The sequence below is a fragment of the Terrabacter ginsenosidimutans genome, assembly GCF_039539425.1.
Lineage (GTDB): Bacteria > Actinomycetota > Actinomycetes > Actinomycetales > Dermatophilaceae > Terrabacter > Terrabacter ginsenosidimutans.
Window position 1 is genome coordinate 69,235 of the sequence record NZ_BAABDC010000003.1, and the last position, 15,810, is coordinate 85,044.

Sequence of the window (15,810 nt, forward strand, 5' to 3'; positions counted from 1 at the left end):
CCTTGCCGGCATGGACCCCGACCGTGACCCCGGGCCCGATCCTGGGCAGCCGACACCGACGGTGGTGGCGATCCACGTCGCCAAGGGGCGGCGGCTGCCGACTCGCTCGGTGCCGAGCGTCGAGGCCCAGGCGGGTGCCGGGCTCGTCGGAGACCGCTACCACGGGAGCAGGCACCGGCACGTGACGATCCAGTCCCTGCCCGAGCTCGAGGCTGCCGCGGCCGACCTGGGACGACCGGTCGACCCGGGGCTGACGCGGCGCAACCTCACCATCTCCGGAGGCCCGATCCCGACGAAGCCCGGAGAACGCCTGCGGATCGGCGACGTCGAGCTCGAGGTCGTGCGCATCGCCGCGCCCTGCCGGCTCCTTGACGACAACCTCGGGCCGGGGGCGGCGCGGGCGCTGCACGCGCGGGCCGGGACGGTGTTCCGGCTGCTGAGCTCCGGCACGATCAGCGTCGGCGACGAGGTCGACCTCTCGCCGGGCCACTGATGGCGACGGCGACGCCGACGGCGACGGCGACGGCGACGGCGAGCGAGCCTGCCGACAACAGCCGGGCGAGGCGGGTCGCGGCGTCGATGTCCGGTGCGCCCGCGGAGGGTCCGGTGCCGAGCACGCCACGGTCCTCCGTGCGGCCGTCGTAGGTGTTGGACCCGCCGAGACGCACGCCCAGCACTCCGGCGAAGGCGGCCTCGACGACTCCGCCGTTCGGGCTGGGGTGGGCGGGTGCGTCGCGCCGGACCGCGTCCCACGCCTGCGTTGCACGCTCCCGCGAGCCGCTGCTCGCGAGGGCAAGGGCGACCGTGACCCGCGCCGGGACCCAGTTGACGACGTCATCGAGCTTGGCTGCGGCCCAACCGAACTCGCGATAGCGGTCGTTGCGGTGGCCGACCATGGCGTCGAGCGTGTTGACGGCGCGGTAGGCGACGAGACCCGGCATGCCCAGGAGCCCGCCCCAGAGCAGTGGCGCGACGACGGCGTCCGACGTGTTCTCGGCGAGCGACTCGATGCAGGCGCGGGCGACCTCGTCCGCGTCGAGGGTCGAGGTCTCGCGCCCGACGAGGTTGCGCACCTGGACGCGGGCGGCCTCCAGCTCGCCGCGTCGCAGCTGGCCGTCGATCGTCAGCGCCTCGCGGGTCAGTGAGCGCCCGCCGAGGACGGCCCAGGTGGCTGCTGCGGTCGCGAGCGTGTGGGCCAGCCGGCTGTGTCGGGTCGCCCGCTCGGCCACGACGCCGAGGGCGGCCGTTGAGGTCACCAGGGCGGCGACGTGCGCGGCGCCATTCACGCGCCGGACGGCATACGTCCGCTGCTCGAGAGCCGCTGCGGCAGAGCCGAACCCGGCCACGGGGTGCCAACGCCGGGGGTCGCCGAACGCCTGGTCGAGCGCCCAGCCCAGGGCGAGCCCGAGTGCGCGGCTCATCGCAGGACGTCGAGCGCCGCGACCTCGCCGATGACGACGACCGCCGGTGCGCCGAGCCCCTCGCGGCGCGCCGTGGCGTCGATCTCGCCGAGAGCGGCGCGAGCCGTCCGCATGCTCGGCAGGCCCGCGTCGGCGACGACAGCGGCCGGGGTGGTCGCCGGCAGGCCTTCGGCGACGAGGGTCTCGGCGATCGCGCCGAGCGTGGCGACACCCATGAGGACGACGATCGTCGTGCGGCTGCGCGCGATGGCGCCCCAGTCGAGGGTGCTGCGGGGGTCACCCGGCGGCACGTGGCCGCTGACGACGGTGAAGCCCTGGACGAGGGTGCGGTGGGTGACGGGGATGCCGGCCAGGGCCGGTGCCGCGATGCTCGACGAGAGGCCCGGGATGACGACGACCGGGATGCCGTGGGCCGTGCAGGCCTCGGCCTCCTCGCCGCCGCGGCCGAAGACGAAGTTGTCGCCACCCTTGAGTCGCAGGACGTTCCGCCCGGCGAGGGCGTGCTCGACGAGGATCTCGTTGATGCGTTCCTGGGGAGTGAAGTCGCCACGGGGGATCTTGCCGACGTCGACGACCTGGACGTCGTCGCGGGCGTGCCGCAGTGCGCTGAGCGGGGCCAGGCGGTCGTGGACGATGACGTCGGCCACCCGGATGGCCTCGATGCCTGCGACGGTGAGCAGCCCGGGGTCGCCGAGCCCGCCGCCGAGCAACGTCACCGTGCCGACGTCGGGGGAGCCCGGTGCCACGCGGGGCTGGGGTTGCGGGGCGGGTGACGTCGACGGGTCGCCCCGGAGGACGACGTCGTGGGCCGTCGGGTCTGCCCTCGGGTCGAGGGTGACGAGACCGCGCTCGGCCAGGTCGCGCAGCGAGGTCGGCAGGTCGTCGAGGGACGAGGCGACGGTCACGCGTGCGCCGTCGCGCAGCAGCGCGTGCACGGTCGCGACCGTGTGCGGCGCCACCCGCGCGACGAGGACCGACAGTCCGGAGAAGCTCAGCTCAGGCGACACGGCGCAGTCTCCTCAGGGTGTCGAGAGCCGCAGCGACGGCACGCGAGGTGTCTGGGTCACGGACGGCGAGGCGGATCCACGTCGGCCCGAGCCCCGGGAAGGTCTCGCCCCGGCGCACGGCGAAGCCGAGACGGGCCAGGTCCCCGCGGACCGAGGCCGTGCCCAGGGGACTCGTGTCGACGAGGACGAAGGGGGCGCGCGACGGTGCGATCGACGTGACTCCCACGGCGGCGAGCTCGCGCACGAGGACCTCGCGGTGTGCGGCGACGGTCAGCGCGGCAGCCTCGGCCTCCGCGACGGCACGGTCGGACAGGCACGCGACCGTGGCCGCGACCGCGGGGCTCGACACCGACCACGGCGGCTGCACGGCACGCAGGCTCGCGACGAGCGCCGGGTCCCCGACGACGTAGCCGGCTCGCAGACCAGCGAGGCCCCACGTCTTCGTCAGTGAGCGGATGACGAGCAGGCCCTCGAGGTCGGGCCCGATGAGCGACTCGGGCTCTCCAGGGACGGCGTCCATGAAGGCCTCGTCGACGATGAGCACCCGTCCGGGGCGACGCATCGCCCGCAGGTCCGCGGCCCGGTGCAGCACGCCCGTCGGGTTCGTCGGGTTGCCGACGACGACGAGTTCGGCGTCGGCGTGCTGGCCGGTGCGCGAGAAGGCGCCGGGATCGAGGCGGAAGCCGTCGTCGCGCCGTAGGAGATGACGGCCGACTTCCCTTCCTGCCGCGAGCAGAGCGGCCTCCGGCTCGGTGAACTGCGGGTGCACGACGACCGGGCGCTGACCGGGGACGGCGCGGGCGACGAGCGTGAACGCCTCGGCGCCACCTGCGGTCGGGAGCACGCTCTCCGGGCCCACGCCGTGCCGGGCGGCGACGGCCAGGACCGCCGGAGTCGGGTCGGGATAGCGACCGAGGTCGCGCAGCGAGTCCGCGATGACGTCGGCGAGCCAGGGAGGCGGTGCGGGCAGCCGGACGTTGACAGCCAGGTCGACGAGACCCGGGGCGAGGTCGCGGTCACCGTGGTAGTGCAGGTCGACGCTCACGACGCCCGCCTCCGCGAACCGGACGACAGGGCATACGCGTGCACGGCGTCGGCGAAACGGGCGGCGAGCCGGGGATGACCTGCCCAGTGCGTGTGGAGGTAGGACGCGTGGAGCGTGGCGCGGCCGGTGCCGGCGGGGTCGAGGGCGAAGCCGTCGGGCGTCCCGTCGAGCAGCCACGCCGCAGTGCTCGAGGGCTCGTCGACGCCGACGGTCGTCCGGTGGAACTCGTGGCCCGTCACGCGGGTGCCGGCCACCCCGAGCACCGAGTCGCCGGGCGCGATCGCGACGCGGTAGCCGAGCGTGAGTCGAGGGCCCATCGCGCCGACGGCGGGGATGGCGCCGACCATGTCGTGGCCGTCGACGGACTCGGTGAGGTAGAGCATGCCGGCGCACTCGGCCACCGTGGGCAGGCCGGAGCGCACAGCGTCCCGGATGTGCTGTCGCAGGGTGGCGTTCGCGGACAGCTCCTCGGCGTGCACTTCTGGGAAGCCGCCTCCGAGGTAGAGGCCGGCGGTGCCGGTGGGCAGCGCTCGGGCGTGGAGCGGGTCGAAGACGATGGGCTCGAGACCGGTCGCACGCAGCAGCTCGTCGGTCTCGGCGTAGCGGAAGGTGAAGGCGCGTCCGCCCGCGACGGCCACGACCGGACGCGGTCCGTCGGGAGTCGGTCGGGCAGCCTCAGCGAGAGCGGCCGCCGGGTCCCATGCCGGGACGTCGAGCTCCGGGGCCGAGCGCGCGATCGACAGGACCGCGTCGAGGTCGAGGTGCTCGGCCACGTGCTCGGCGAGGAGCCGTACCGAGCGGGCCGCCTCCTCGCGCTCGGCGGCGGGCACGAGCCCGAGGTGGCGTGACGGCGCCTCGATGCTCGGGTCACGCGGCAGCACGCCGAGCACCGGGACGCCAGTGGCCTCGAGCGCCGACCAGACCTCGCGCGTGTGGCGGCCCGAGGCTGCCTTGTTGAGCACGACGCCGGCCACGTGGACGCCGGGCTCGAAGGTCGCCAGGCCGTGGACGACCGCCGCGGCGGTACGCGTCATGTGGCTGATGTCGAGGGCGAGCACGACCGGCGTCCGCGTCAGGGTCGCGACGTGCGCGGTCGACGCGTAGCCGCCGCCGCCGATGCGTCCGTCGAACAGGCCCATGACACCTTCGATGACGGCGACGTCGGTCGTGCCGTGAGCGGCCGCACCGTGCACGAGCAGCGGCGCCACCCGGTCCTGCCCGCAGAGGAAGGGGTCGAGGTTGCGGCCCGGGCGCCCCGTGGCGAGCGTGTGGTAGCCGGGATCGATGAAGTCGGGTCCCACCTTGAACCCCGAGACGCCCAGCCCGCGGGCGCGGAGGGCGGCCATGAGCCCGGTCGCGACGGTCGTCTTGCCGTGGCCCGACCCGGGGGCGGCGACGACGAGGCGCGGCAGGTGGGTGGTCGTCACCACTCGATCCCCCGTTGCCCCTTCTGGCCCGCGTCGAACGGGTGCTTCACCTTCGTCATCTCCGTCACGAGGTCGGCGAGGTCGAGCAGGCCCTGGGGGCAGCGCCGCCCGGTGATGACGACGTGCTGGTGGCCCGGACGGTCGCGCAGCGTCGCCACGACGTCCTCGACGTCGACCCAGCCCCACGCCATCGGGTAGGTGAACTCGTCGAGGACGTAGACGCCGTGGGTCTCGGCGGCGAGCCGCCGCTTGATCTCGGCCCACCCCTCACGAGCCGTCTCGGCGTGGTCGTCCTCGGTGCCCTCCTTGCGGGTCCACGACCAGCCGGCGCCCATCTTGTGCCACTCCATCGGGCCGCCCCTGCCGGTCTCGCGGTGCAGCTCGCCGAGCGTCTCGACGGCGGTCTGCTCGCCGATGCGCCACTTCGCGCTCTTGACGAACTGGAACACCCCGACCGACCAGCCCTGGTTCCACCCGCGGAGGGCGAGCCCGAAGGCGGCGGTCGACTTCCCCTTGCCGTCGCCGGTGTGGACGATGACGAGCGGCCGGTTGCGTCGTTGGCGCGTCGTGAGCCCGTCCGCCGGAACGGTCGTCGGCCGGCCCTGCATCAGGCGGCCCGTCCCGTCGTGGGGAGGGCGGTGCGGGCGGCTCCGACGATGGCCGCGGCGGCGAGCTCGCCGACGGGCAGGTGCTCGGCGCCGAGGTGCTCGGCGAGCCGGGCGGCCAGGCCCATCCGGAACCGCCCCGACTCGCAGTCGAGCACGACGGACTCGACCCCCTCGTGCCGCAGCCGAGCGGCGACGCGGCCGGCGCGCCGCAGTGCGTCAGTCCCGCTCGTCGCGCGCCCGTCCGTGACGACGACGAGCAGCGCTCGCCGGTTCGGGTCGCGCAGGCGCTCGACCCGCAACGTGTCGTATGCCGTCTCGAGCCCTTCGGCGAGCGGGGTCCGTCCGCCGTGGGGCAGGTCGCGCAGCCGGCGCGCGGCGATCTCGACCGATCCGGTCGGCGGAAGGGTCAGCTCGGCGCCGTTCCCGCGGAAGGTCACGAGGCCGACCTTGTCGCGGCGCTGGTAGGCGTCGAGCAGCAACGACAGCACGGCCGACTTCACGGCCTCCATGCGCTTGCGCGCCGCCATCGAGCCCGACGCGTCGACGCAGAGCAGGACGAGGTTGGACTCGCGGCCCTGCAGGACCGAGCGGCGCAGGTCGCCGGGCATCACCCGGAGCCGGCCGGCGCGGTTGCCGCCTCGTGCTGCGGCTGCGCGGATGGTGGCCGGCAGGTGGACCGGCCCGGTCCGGGCGCTCGTCGAGCCGACACGACGACCGGTGCTCGTCAGGGCTGCCGAACGTCGGCCCGGGTCACCCTGTCCGACTCCCTTGGCGCGCAGCAGTCTTGCCCGGTAGGGCTCGTCGGCGGCACTGACACCCGACGCGGCGACCCCGGCTCCCGGCGCCGCGGGCGCCTCGAGCTCTTCCGACTCGGGCCTCTCGTGCTCGGCGCGCTGCGGCGCAGGCTGTCGTTCCGACTCCTGAACGTCTGCGCGCGCCGTCTCCGACGACGTGCTCCGCTGCGCCTCGCCGTCGTGGTCCCCTGAGGTGTCGGGCTGGGGCTCGGTCTGGGGCTCGCGGTCGGGGTCCGGCTCGGGCTCCGGCTCGTCGTCGCCGAGGAGCTCGTCGAGGAGGTCCTCGTCGAGGCCGGGGGAGTCGAACGGGTTGCGCCGCCGGCGGTGCGGCAGCGCGAGACGCGCCGCAGCACGCACGTCGGCGACGGTCACGGTCGTGCGGCCGGACCAGGCCGCATGCGCCACGGCAGCGCGCGCGGTGACGATGTCGGCGCGCAGGCCGTCCACCTCGAACGCCGCACACACGGTCGCGATCCTCGTCAGCATCTCGTCGGTCAGGGTGACCCCGGCGAGGGCCGACCGCGCGTCTTCGATGCGTCGTCGCAGGGCCTCCTGGTCGGCCTCGAACCGCGCCACGAACTCCGCCGGCTCGGCGTCGAAGGCCAGCCGACGGCGTACGACCTCGGCGCGCAGCGCGGGCTCGCGGGGAGCAGCGACCTCGACGGTGAGGCCGAAGCGGTCGAGCAGCTGCGGGCGCAGCTCGCCCTCCTCGGGGTTCATCGTGCCGACGAGGACGATGCGGGCCGCGTGGGAGACCGAGACACCGTCGCGCTCGACGGTGTTGCGGCCCATCGCCGCCGCGTCGAGCAGCAGGTCGACGAGGTGGTCGTGGAGGAGGTTCACCTCGTCGACGTAGAGGATGCCGCGGTTCGCGGCCGCGAGCAGGCCGGGCTGGTATGCCGTCTCGCCGCGTCCCAGCGCCCGCTCGAGGTCGAGCGACCCGACGACCCGGTCCTCGGTGGCGCCGATCGGCAGCTCGACGAGACGAGCGGCGCGGGAGGCTGTCGGGGTCGCGGCGTCGTGCGGCCCGTCGGGGCAGGCGGCCCGGTCGCCCGGCGCGCAGCCGAACCGGCAGTCGGCGACGACCTGCTGGCGGGGGAGCACGGCGGCGAGGCCGCGCACCATCGTCGACTTCGCGGTGCCCTTCTCGCCGCGCACGAGGACGCCGCCCACGTCGGGTGACACGGCCGTGAGGATGAGTGCCAGCGCCAGGTCGTCGGAGCCCACGACCGCCGAGAACGGGAAGGTCTCGGGTGGCGGGCTGTCCCGGACAGGGGTTTTCGAGTCGTTCGAACCGTCGCGCATCTGACTGCGAGCCTCCTGCGGGTGCCTCGCCCGCGTCGGTGGACCGGACGCGCCCGGCGGGCACGACCAGCGACGGGAGATGCCCTGGCTGCTCCCGACCGGTGGGTCGGGAGTTCACAGTGGCGGGACCGCTCCGGATTCGCACCGGATTCCTCTCCAGTCGCCATCGCGCAGTCTGCCAGACGCCGGACAGCCCGGCACGCGGGTGTCAGCCCTCGGTGTCGATACCGAGGTCGGCGTCCGAGGGCAGGATGCTCGAGAGGAGGTACCACACGTCCGTGGGCGTGGTCGGCGTCAGTGACAGGCGGTCATGGCCGGGGGCACCGGTGGAGCCCTCCAGCGCGAGCATGCCCGCGGTGGTGTCGAGCACCGAGACGCGACGGCTGACGAGGTCGTCGTCGGAGCGCACGGCCCGACCCGGGGGAGCCCATGAGACGTCGGCGGACCAGAAGCACCACGCGCCGGCGCGGACGAGCTCGGCTGCCTCGTCCCAGTGCGGGGCGAGTGCCGAGGCGAGGTCGTGCGCCGCGCGGACGCGACGACCGTCGTCGGGGTCGACGAGACCGTCCAGCAGGTCCGAGGTCACGCTCGCGCTGCCCGGAGCCAGCCGTGGTCGCGGACGCAGCCGGACGAGGCGGGCGATCGTGGTCGGGACGAACTCCGTTGCCACGCCGGCGAAGTCGTAGGTGCCGTCACCGACGTCGGCGAGCACGGCCGAGAGGACCGACATCCACGCCTGGTGCACGAGCAGGCCCTGCCGAGAGGCCACGACCGTCTCGAGCTGCGCCAGGGGTCGGGTCACCGCGGCCAGCCCGGGGGCCAGCACCTCGTGCGGCCGCCCGTCGACGAGCACTCCGGCTGCGGTCAGGTCGGCCAGCATGCCGTCCGAGACGCCGTTGGCGGCCGACCCGAGGTCGACGAGGGACTCGAAGGTGGTCGGGTCGAGGCGGACCCGGCCCACCGTGACGTCGAACTGCACGGTCACGCGGACCGCCTCCCCGCCGCGGTGGGGTCGACGACGAGGCTCGAGAAGACGTGGGCGAGCAGCTCGCCCTGCGCCGCCCACGCCAGCGTGCTCGTCGTCGCGGTGAGGGTCACGCCCGTGCCGCCGACGACGGTGGCCCGCTGCTCCACGGTGACCGAGCGGTTGTCGTCCGTGGCGTACGTGGCGAGACGTCGCAGGCCGGGCTGGCCCCCGACCGTGACGCGCTCGGCGTCCAGGGGGACGTAGTCGGCGAGGTGCGCGGCGAGGTAGGACTCGGTGCCGACCTGCCAGTCGCGCAGCGACAGCGAGACGTCGGTGACGGTCAGCACGAGGTTGGCCCGGAACAGGCCCTCCTGCTCCGGCTCGACGACGACGAGCTCGACACCGTCGTGGGGGTGGTGGACGGTCTCCCACGCGTCCGGCACGAGGAGTGAGACGGCGCCGCCGGCGACGAGCTCGCGCCGCGGGTCACCGGGGACCGGCAGGCTCATCGAGCGCCCTTCCGGTCGGGCCTGCGGCGCCGGTCGCCGATGATGCGGACCTGCAGACGGGGTGCCCGGGCCTCCTGCGACCAGCGCGGTACGTACCACCGCGGCACGGGGAGGAAGAGGCCTCCCCAGAGGCTGACCACGAGGCCGACGAGCAGGAGCGGGACGTAGGCGAGAGCGCCCTTGTTGGCGCCGTCGTCGTAGCCGCGCAGGCCGGCGGTGGCGGCAAGGACGAGGGCCAGGCCGGGGAGCCAGAAGAGGATCGCGGACTCCTGGAAGCGGTCGCCCACCCACCAGCGCGCACCGTGCGTGCGGCCCAGGCGCGACCAGACGACGAACGCGAGCATGACGACGGCGACGACGAGGAGGAGGACGGACACGGCCACGACTCTACCCACGGGGCCCGGCGCCGGCCTGCTGGCAGGAACCGGGCAGGGAACGGGTGCAGGGCCGGCGGCAGGGAGGGGTGCGCATCAGTCGAACAACCCGCCGACGAAGCTGCCGGCGGCCTTGAACCCGTCGCCGATCTTGTCTCCCGCCCACTCGGCGGCATCCCCGACCGGGCCGACCACCTGGTCGCTCACCCAGCCGCCGACGACACCTCCGAGTCCGCCGCCGACGAAGCCGCCGATGGCTCCGCCGATCACGGCGCCGACGGGACCACCGACGGCTGCACCGATGAGGGCCCCGCCCTGGGCGCCGGCCCACGCCCCGGCCCAGGACCCGGCTGCGGTGACGGCACCGGACGTGGCCGAACGGGTGACTCGCTCCGTGGTGCCCATCGTCGGGTCGGCGGAGTCCTTGTTCCACTGGCCGAACGCCGACGCCGCGAACGAGGTCACCGTGCCGGCACGACCGGCCCACTTCGACGCGGTGCCCCACTTGGCGACGGTGGCCGCGCGGTAGGGGTTGGCCTGCCAGTTGCGGGCCTGGTTCATCGACCACGCGGACGCCCAGCGCCCCGTGGGACGTGGCAGGTAGCCGTAGCGGCCGTTGGCCATGTAGCCGCGCGGCTGCCACCGCCCGAAGTGGTTGCGCTGCAGGTAGGAGGCGAGCGCGCTCGTGCCGAACATCGCGTTGGCGGTGAGGAGGCCGGGCCACGCCAGGAACGACGCGGAGTCGTCGGGGGCGAGGTTGGACTGCTGCAGGAGCTTCTCCCAGAAGGAGTCCTCGCCCTTGCCTCCCGGTCCGCCGGTGGGCATCGCCACGGTCAGGAAGGCTGCGGAGGAGACCGACCCCCCGTCACCGCTGACGCCGCGCTGGGCCTGGGCGTTGCGGGAGAGCCGTTCGCCGAGGCGCCCCAGGTCGGTGCCGAACCTGTCGATCTGAGCCTCGATGGCCGGCCACTGGGAGATCAGCGACTGCAGGTTCTCGCCGCCCCAGTTGCCCTTGAGAGAGCCGAGGACGCCACTGACGGCCTGCCGAGAGGTGGCTGCCTCACGGGCGTAACTGGCGAGCAGCTCGGCGGACCGGTCGAGCGCCTCCGGGTCGGCGCCCTTGCGATAGATGGCCATCGCTCCCCCTGTCGTGTGGTCGGCGCTGCAGAGCCTACGTGCGGCTCCGGGCCTCCGCGATGGGGAGCGCTCCCCATCGCCTCACGCGAAGGACGTCACCCCTGGTGCGGTCGGGTCGGCTCCCAGGGCGCGCACGACGGCCTGCCAGATGGTGCCTGTCGTCGTCCCGCTCAGGGCCGGTCCGGTCGGCCCGTCGTCGACACGGAGCACCCCCGCGGGCGTGTCGATCCAGATGACCTGCTCGGTCGCCGTGCTTCCGGTCCGGCTGTCCGCGACGTCGACCGAGCACAGGCGCCACGAGCCGGTCGAGAGGCTCTCGGCGACGGCGGGCCAGGGCTCGGCGGCCACCGTCAGGGCTTCCGCGCACGTCGGGCTGCTCGGGCAGGTCGGGCTCAGGAGCGCGTCCAGGGTGGCGAGGTCGACGTGCCCGCCGCGCCCCTCGAGCCGGGGCCGCGGCTGCAGCATCGTGAGGTGCGCGATCGTGGTCGGCAGGAACGCGACGTCCACCTCGATGAGGTCTGCACCGTCGTCTCCCTGGTCGACGACGAGCGCACTGATGCTGTCGACCCAGCCGTGGTGCAGCCGGGTCGAGGTGGGCGTGCCCACCGCGACCTCGAGCCGCACACCGGGGTTCGCCACCGCGTCGAGGCCGGCGCGCAGACCCCGGTGGGGTCGTCCATCGACGAAAACGCCTGCGCTCGCGAGGGATTCATGTTGGTGGGCGTCGAGTCCGGTGTCATCACCGAGATGGTGGTCGACGAGGGCGAGCACGGCTGGCACGTCGGCGCGCAGCCGACCCGTGGACGCGTCGAAGTGCGGTGCGCGTCGCGGTTGCGCAGTCGTGGTCGAACAGTTCGTGTGCATGCTGCTGGCCCCGTCCCCCCGGGAGATCCGTTGTCGAGGCCACCCCTGTGCCTGGCCCGGTGCCCATCATGAGGCACGGCCGGCGGAAATGGCCCGAAACAGGCACACCGGTTCCGGTCGGCCGGTCGGGCCGAACCGTCGCCCCATTAGGGTCACCGTCGTGGCTTCGATGGGGCATGCGAACGGCAGCGACCGTGGGGAGAGGACGGCCGGGGTCCAGGTCGTCGAGGTGGTCGGGGTGGGCGCCTCCGGTCTGGAGTCCCTCGATTCGACCGGTCTGCGGCTGGTCGAGGAGGCCGAGGTCGTCATCGGGGGTGAGCGCCACCTCGCGATGCTCGAGAGCCGTCCTGACCGCCGGCTCGTACCATGGCCGTCTCCTTTGCTGCCGCAGCTGCACGCGCTGTTCGACGAGGTCGGCAGCGTCCGTGTCGTGGTGCTGGCGAGCGGCGACCCCCTGGTCTCGGGCATCGGCTCGACCCTCGTCCGCGAGCTCGGCGCCGAGGCGGTGCGCATCCACCCCGCCGTCTCCTCCGTTGCGTTGGCGCAGGCCCGAATGGGTTGGGCCACTGAGGAGTCCGAGGTGGTGACCCTGGTGGGTCGTGATGTCGACCGACTGCGCCGTGACCTCGCTCCTCGGGCCCGGCTCGTGGTCCTGACGTCGGGCGAGGACGCCCCGGCCCGTGTCGCGGCCCTGCTCGTCGAGGAGGGGTATGCCGTCAGCCGCCTCACGGTGCTGGGTGACCTCGGCTCTCAGACTGAGTCCCGGGTCGACGGCGTCGCCGCATCGTGGGCCGGAGGTCCGGCGCCCCGGTTGCACCTCGTGTGCGTCGAGTGTCAGGCCCACCCGAGCCGGAGCGCGAGGTCGCTCGTGCCGGGACTGGAGGACACGGCATACGCCAACGACGGGCAGCTCACCAAGCGGGTCGTGCGAGCGGCCGCCCTGGCGCACCTGGCGCCGCAGCCGGGGGACGTCATGTGGGACCTGGGCGCGGGCGCCGGCTCGGTCGGCGTCGAGTTCGCCAGGCACCACCCGCGCAACGAGGTCCATGCCGTCGAGCGCAACCCGGACCGCGCCGAACGGGTGAGGCGAAATGCTCGCGCACTCGGCGTGCCCTCACTCCACGTCGTCGAGTCGTCGTCGCTCGAGGCCCTCGCGTCGCTGCCTCGGCCCGATGCCGTCTTCGTCGGAGGAGGGGCGACGCGGGACCTGCTCGACGCGTGCTGGAGCGCGCTGGCGCCGGGTGGGAGGCTCGTCGTCCACGGCGTCACCGTCGAGACCGAGGCCCTGCTGCACGAGGTGCGCGGCCGTCTCGGCGGGTCGATGAGCCGCATCGCCGTCGAGGACCTCGACCCCATCGGCTCGCTCCACGGCTGGAAGCCGGCGCGGTCGATCGTTCAATGGTCGGTGGAAAAGGCTGTGCAGCAGACAGATTCGGAGATGTCATCGTGACCGTCCACTTCATCGGCGCGGGTCCGGGAGCTGCCGACCTGCTCACGCTCCGCGCGGTGCGGCTCGTCGGCGCATCCCGGGTGTGCCTCTACGCCGGCACCTACATCGGCCCCGAGGTGCTCGCGCACTGCCCCGACGAGGCCGAGCTCGTCGACACCCAAAGCCTCGACCTCGACGCGATCACGGAGCACTGCGTGCGCGCGCACGAGGCCGGGCACGACGTGGCCAGGCTGTGCTCGGGCGACCCCTCGCTCTACTCCGCCATCGCCGAGCAGACCCGCAGGCTCGACCGTGCGGGAGTGCCGTGGGACGTGACGCCCGGCGTGCCCGCGTATGCCGCTGCAGCCGCCCTCATCGGCCGTGAGCTGACGGTGCCCGAGGTCGCCCAGTCCGTCGTGCTGACCCGGGCGCACCGTGACTCGACGCAGATGCCGGAGACGGAGTCCCTCGCCCACTTCGCACGGTCCCGGGCCACGCTCGTGCTGCACCTCGCGATCCGCCGCACCCGCGAGCTCATGGCATCGCTCGTGGACGACTACGGCGACGACTGCCCGGTGGTCGTCGTCGCGAACGCGGAGCAGCCCGACCAGCTCGTCCTGCGCGGCACGCTCGCCGGCATCGCCGACCAGGTCGAGGAGGCGGGCCTGCGTCAGGCTGCGGTCATCCTCGTCGGGCACGCGCTGGCAGCGCGCGACACCGACGACTTCGTCGAGTCCCACCTCTACGGGACGCGCGTCGCACGGCTCACGCGAAACACCCCGGGCGCCTAGGGATCTCGTGGCCCCCCGTGGCGCCGGGCCGTGGCCTGTGTCAGGATGCGAGTGCCGCAGTGCACGGGAAGTCGGTGTGATTCCGACGTGGTCCTCGCCACTGTGACCAGGGAGCAAGTCCCCACCATTCGCCACTGGTGACCGCAGGTCGCTGGGAAGGCTGGGGAGGCGTGACGATCTGGAAGCCAGGAGACCGGCTGCGGCGATGATCTGTCCACGAGGCATGGAAAGAAAGGGTCAATTCGCCATGACCACTGCAGCATCGGCTTCCGCCGTCCCATCCGTCACCACCGACGTCCGCGTCCCCGCCTGGGCCTGGGCGCTGCTCGCGTTCGCGGTCTTCGCGCTCTACTTCGTCTCGCAGGAGAACGGTGCGCTGCTCAGCACGCCTGCTGCGCAGATGCTCCACGAGCTGACGCACGACGCGCGTCACGCTCTCGGCGTGCCCTGCCACTGAGGTGGGGCTGAGCTTCGGCTCCGTGCTGCGGCGCGGGGTCCTTGCCGGCGTGCTCGCCGGCGCCACAGCCGCCGTCGTGATCTGGCTCGTCGTCGAGCCCGTCTTCCGTCGAGCCCTCGTCATCGAGGACATGCGCACGATGCACGGCGGTCAGGCGGCTTCGGGCCGCCTGCTGGCCCACGGCGGTGACGAGCCGCTCGTGTCGCGCACGGCGCAGGTCGTCGGGGGCGCCGTCACCTCGGTCATCGTCGGGGCAGCCGTCGGTGTCATCTTCGCCGTCGTCTTCGCCCGGATGCGAGAGCGGCTGCCCGGGCGCGGTGACTTCGGACGCTCAGTCGTGCTGGCGACGATCGGCTTCGCGGCCGTGAGTCTCCTTCCAGCGCTGAAGATCCCGTCCAACCCGCCCGCCGTGGGCGACCCGGCGACGGTCGGACGCCGCACGATGCTGTATGCCGTCGTCCTCCTCCTCGGGGTGGCCGTGGCCCTCGTCGTGCCGGCGCTCGACCGCAGGCTCGCTCGTCGTGGCACCGTTGCGTCGAGCCGCTGGGCTCTCGACATCGCGGCGGTCGTGGTGCTCGTCGGGCTCGTGCTCGTCCTCGTGCCGGGAACGCCCGACCAGGTGCCGCCCGACGTGCCGGCCGACCTGGTCTGGGACTTCCGGCTCGCGTCCCTGGCCCAGCTCGCGGCGATGTGGCTGACGCTCGGAGTCACGTTCGGGCTGCTCATGGAACGAGCCGGAGCGTCGGGTCCTGCGGGCGAGCGGGCCTCGGCCAGCGCGCCCGTCCCGGCGTGACGGCATACGACGGCGCCTCCCCGGGAGAGACCACCTGCATCGTCCGCGTCTGCCGTGACTGCTGCTGCGGCACCGAGGGCAAGCACCCCGGGGTCGACCACGACGGGCTCCTTGCCCGCCTCGAGGTCGGCACCCGGGGGCACGCGCGCGTGCTGCGGAGCGCGTGCCTGCTCGCCTGTGACGAGTCCAACGTCGTCGTCGTGACACCGTCGGTGGCCGGTCGCCGGGCCGGTGGGCGGCCCGTGTGGCTGCGTGCCGTGCTCGACGACGAGACGGTCGACGCGATCACCGGGTGGGTGGCGCTCGGCGGTCCCGGGGCGGAGCCGGTCCCCGCGGGGCTGGAGGACCGGGTCTTCGCGCCGAGCGGGTTGTCGCTGACGTGGACGGCGGTCTGACGGTCGGTCCGAGGGGTCGACCGTCAGACGAAGGACTCGAGGTCGTCGCGCATCCGGCTCAGCTCGGGCTGCTCGCCGTAGAAGGACTCGAGCGCGGCCAGGGCCCGCAGCACGGCCGCACGACCCTCGTCGTCGATCTGCCCGGTGAGGCGCAGCAGGGTGAAGCCGGCGCCGACGACGGTCGTCGCGGTGTCGACCCCGTCCTCGTCGTCGAGCTCGGCGAGCATGCCGTCGACGTCGGACGGATCGTCGAAGCCGTCGGCGAGCAGGTCGCGAACGGTCGACGTGGGACCGAGCTCGTCCGAGCGTGCGGCCCAGTCGGCGAGGAGGTCCGCGCCCTCGTCGGTGCCGAACGGCGCGAACTCGCCGGCGGGGTCGTCGTAGATCGGGCTCGTGAAGTGGTCGGTGAACGCGTCGTCCGCCGGCGCCTCGATGCCCGTGCGGGTCTCGTCGTCGTGGGTGGTGTCGTCATCCATGGCATCCAGCA

The 15,810-nt window shown here is 73.7% G+C and carries 18 protein-coding genes and 2 riboswitches; of the genes, 6 read left to right on the plus strand and 12 right to left on the minus strand.

Going from position 1 to position 15,810, the window contains the following annotated elements:
- Positions 1-10: 10 nt before the first annotated feature.
- The gene (locus tag ABD831_RS10600) at positions 11-493 is read left to right on the plus strand and encodes an MOSC domain-containing protein (protein ID WP_344945611.1); all 483 of its coding nucleotides are present in this window, start codon (positions 11-13) and stop codon (positions 491-493) included.
- Here the strand turns inward: ABD831_RS10600 and cbiB are convergent.
- From cbiB to ABD831_RS10655, 11 genes are all read right to left on the minus strand, one after another.
- Complete coding sequence (gene cbiB / locus ABD831_RS10605) at positions 453-1,421, minus strand: adenosylcobinamide-phosphate synthase CbiB (protein ID WP_344945614.1); 969 nt, start codon at positions 1,419-1,421, stop codon at positions 453-455. The genes ABD831_RS10600 and cbiB overlap by 41 nt on opposite strands.
- On the minus strand, positions 1,418-2,428 hold the full coding sequence (gene cobA, locus ABD831_RS10610; protein WP_344945617.1) for a uroporphyrinogen-III C-methyltransferase: 1,011 nt from the start codon (positions 2,426-2,428) through the stop codon (positions 1,418-1,420). Before cobA ends, cbiB begins: the two co-directional genes overlap by 4 nt.
- Positions 2,418-3,473 carry an Rv2231c family histidinol phosphate aminotransferase CobC gene (gene cobC, locus ABD831_RS10615; protein WP_344945620.1) on the minus strand — a complete coding sequence of 352 codons (1,056 nt, stop codon included), beginning with the start codon at positions 3,471-3,473 and terminating at the stop codon, positions 2,418-2,420. The genes cobA and cobC overlap by 11 nt, the downstream gene beginning before the upstream one ends.
- Positions 3,470-4,900 (minus strand): cobyrinic acid a,c-diamide synthase CobB, encoded by a 1,431-nt coding sequence (locus tag ABD831_RS10620; RefSeq protein WP_344945624.1) that lies wholly within the window; start codon positions 4,898-4,900, stop codon positions 3,470-3,472. The genes cobC and ABD831_RS10620 overlap by 4 nt, the downstream gene beginning before the upstream one ends.
- On the minus strand, positions 4,897-5,508 hold the full coding sequence (cobO, locus tag ABD831_RS10625; protein ID WP_425582812.1) for a cob(I)yrinic acid a,c-diamide adenosyltransferase: 612 nt from the start codon (positions 5,506-5,508) through the stop codon (positions 4,897-4,899). The genes ABD831_RS10620 and cobO overlap by 4 nt, the downstream gene beginning before the upstream one ends.
- Positions 5,508-7,607 (minus strand): putative cobaltochelatase, encoded by a 2,100-nt coding sequence (locus tag ABD831_RS10630; protein WP_344945627.1) that lies wholly within the window; start codon positions 7,605-7,607, stop codon positions 5,508-5,510. Before ABD831_RS10630 ends, cobO begins: the two co-directional genes overlap by 1 nt.
- Before the next feature lie 57 nt (positions 7,608-7,664).
- Positions 7,665-7,806, minus strand: a riboswitch (cobalamin riboswitch).
- Positions 7,807-7,815: 9 nt separating this feature from the next.
- Positions 7,816-8,592, minus strand: coding sequence for a hypothetical protein (locus tag ABD831_RS10635; protein WP_344945630.1), 777 nt, complete (start codon positions 8,590-8,592; stop codon positions 7,816-7,818).
- On the minus strand, positions 8,589-9,083 hold the full coding sequence (locus tag ABD831_RS10640; protein WP_344945633.1) for a hypothetical protein: 495 nt from the start codon (positions 9,081-9,083) through the stop codon (positions 8,589-8,591). The genes ABD831_RS10635 and ABD831_RS10640 overlap by 4 nt, the downstream gene beginning before the upstream one ends.
- Positions 9,080-9,460 carry a hypothetical protein gene (locus ABD831_RS10645; protein WP_344945635.1) on the minus strand — a complete coding sequence of 127 codons (381 nt, stop codon included), beginning with the start codon at positions 9,458-9,460 and terminating at the stop codon, positions 9,080-9,082. Before ABD831_RS10645 ends, ABD831_RS10640 begins: the two co-directional genes overlap by 4 nt.
- 93 nt (positions 9,461-9,553) lie before the next feature.
- Positions 9,554-10,594, minus strand: a complete 1,041-nt coding sequence (locus ABD831_RS10650) for a hypothetical protein (protein ID WP_344945638.1) — start codon at positions 10,592-10,594, stop codon at positions 9,554-9,556.
- A gap of 81 nt (positions 10,595-10,675) precedes the next feature.
- Positions 10,676-11,458 (minus strand): hypothetical protein, encoded by a 783-nt coding sequence (locus ABD831_RS10655; RefSeq protein ID WP_344945641.1) that lies wholly within the window; start codon positions 11,456-11,458, stop codon positions 10,676-10,678.
- Between the two features lie 169 nt (positions 11,459-11,627).
- On the opposite strand from ABD831_RS10655, the gene cbiE reads away from it, so the two are divergent.
- From cbiE to ABD831_RS10680, 5 genes are all read left to right on the plus strand, one after another.
- The gene (gene cbiE / locus ABD831_RS10660) at positions 11,628-12,908 is read left to right on the plus strand and encodes a precorrin-6y C5,15-methyltransferase (decarboxylating) subunit CbiE (protein WP_344946908.1); all 1,281 of its coding nucleotides are present in this window, start codon (positions 11,628-11,630) and stop codon (positions 12,906-12,908) included.
- Positions 12,905-13,678, plus strand: a complete 774-nt coding sequence (locus ABD831_RS10665; RefSeq protein ID WP_344945644.1) for a cobalt-precorrin-4/precorrin-4 C(11)-methyltransferase — start codon at positions 12,905-12,907, stop codon at positions 13,676-13,678. Before cbiE ends, ABD831_RS10665 begins: the two co-directional genes overlap by 4 nt.
- 40 nt (positions 13,679-13,718) lie before the next feature.
- Positions 13,719-13,894: riboswitch (cobalamin riboswitch) on the plus strand.
- Positions 13,895-13,925: 31 nt separating this feature from the next.
- Entirely contained in the window at positions 13,926-14,135 is a 210-nt protein-coding gene (locus tag ABD831_RS10670) for a CbtB domain-containing protein (protein ID WP_344945647.1), read from the plus strand.
- A gap of 22 nt (positions 14,136-14,157) precedes the next feature.
- The gene (locus ABD831_RS10675) at positions 14,158-14,928 is read left to right on the plus strand and encodes a CbtA family protein (RefSeq protein ID WP_344945650.1); all 771 of its coding nucleotides are present in this window, start codon (positions 14,158-14,160) and stop codon (positions 14,926-14,928) included.
- The gene (locus ABD831_RS10680) at positions 14,925-15,323 is read left to right on the plus strand and encodes a hypothetical protein (RefSeq protein ID WP_344945653.1); all 399 of its coding nucleotides are present in this window, start codon (positions 14,925-14,927) and stop codon (positions 15,321-15,323) included. The genes ABD831_RS10675 and ABD831_RS10680 overlap by 4 nt, the downstream gene beginning before the upstream one ends.
- Positions 15,324-15,346: 23 nt before the next feature.
- On the opposite strand, the gene ABD831_RS10685 is transcribed toward ABD831_RS10680, so the two are convergent.
- Positions 15,347-15,799, minus strand: coding sequence for a hypothetical protein (locus ABD831_RS10685; RefSeq protein ID WP_344945656.1), 453 nt, complete (start codon positions 15,797-15,799; stop codon positions 15,347-15,349).
- Positions 15,800-15,810 lie beyond the last annotated feature (11 nt).